General features: G+C 44.5%; 1 protein-coding gene. It reads right to left on the bottom strand.

Annotation, left to right across the window (positions count from 1 at the left end; all coding sequences use genetic code 11):
* Positions 1 to 1,250, bottom strand: a 1,250-nt coding sequence (pheT, locus tag A3738_RS09000; protein ID WP_068763547.1) for a phenylalanine--tRNA ligase subunit beta, incomplete at both ends; no start/stop codon positions are given.

Here is a 1,250-nt window from a genome sequence, read left to right on the forward strand (position 1 = left end):
GACTGATTTATCAATACTAAAGAGTAGTGCCTCTAAATCAGCTTTCACATCATAAAAATCAACAACACGTTTTTCGTTACACCAGTTTTCTTCAGCGACATTTCCGACGACAACGCCCGAGAGCATTCGCGTTTGAACAATCTCACCATCGACATCAATAAACTTGAGTCCGGTTTCGAAGAACTTAATTCGTGATTGTTGACGCTTCTGATTATATGAAGCGGCATTCAGTAGACCAGTCCAGAGCGAAGTGCGCATTACGCCCATATCTGTCGAGATTGGGTTTGCTAAAGGAATTGCCGTTTCATTCGGAGCCAATGCATCTTGCTGCGTTTGCTCAACAAAGCTGTACGTTATTGCCTCCTGATAACCGAGACTTACCAACTTATCTTCAAGGACGTGATAAGGCGTGGTCGCTTCATCATCAGCAACTAGATTTAATCCGCCTTGAGTGGTCGTTTTAGGAAGATTGTTATAACCATAAATTCGACCTACCTCTTCAACCAAATCTGGCTCGATGGAAATATCGAAACGATAGGATGGAATCGCAAACTCCCACGATACGTCGTCACTTGAAAGAAGCTCCAAACCTAAGCGAGTAAGAATGTCTACAACCTCATCACTCGGAATAGAAATACCTAGCAGAGACTCAAGTTTCTCGGCGCGTAACCGTACCGTTCTCTTTTCAGGCAAATTAGCTGTATCTGAAGTATCAACAACTGGACCAGCTTCGCCGCCCATAATCTGGAGCAGTAATTCTGTCGCACGTTCCATAGCAGTACGTTGCAATTCATGGTCGACACCTCGCTCATAACGATGCGAAGAATCAGTATGAAGACCATATGAACGCGCTTTGCCAGCAATAGCCAAAGGAGAGAAAAACGCACACTCAAGAAAAACATCTTGAGTCTTCGAGGTCACGCCAGTGTCTTGACCGCCCATAATGCCAGCCATCGCAAGAGGTCCTTTCTCATCAGCAATCACCAAAGTATCATCTCTGAGTTCTGCTTCTTGGCCATCTAGGAGCGTTAACTTTTCACCAGCTTTGGCGAAACGTACGTCGATTGAACCATTCAATGTATTCAAATCGAATGCGTGCATAGGTTGACCCAGCTCAAGCAAAATGTAATTTGTTACATCAACAGCGGGTTCAATGCTACGGAGACCACAACGACGAAGTTTCTCTGCCATCCATAATGGTGTTTCAGCATTTGGATTTACGCCACGAATGACACGTCCTAAATACTTAG

Source organism: Oleiphilus sp. HI0066, from assembly GCF_001635725.1.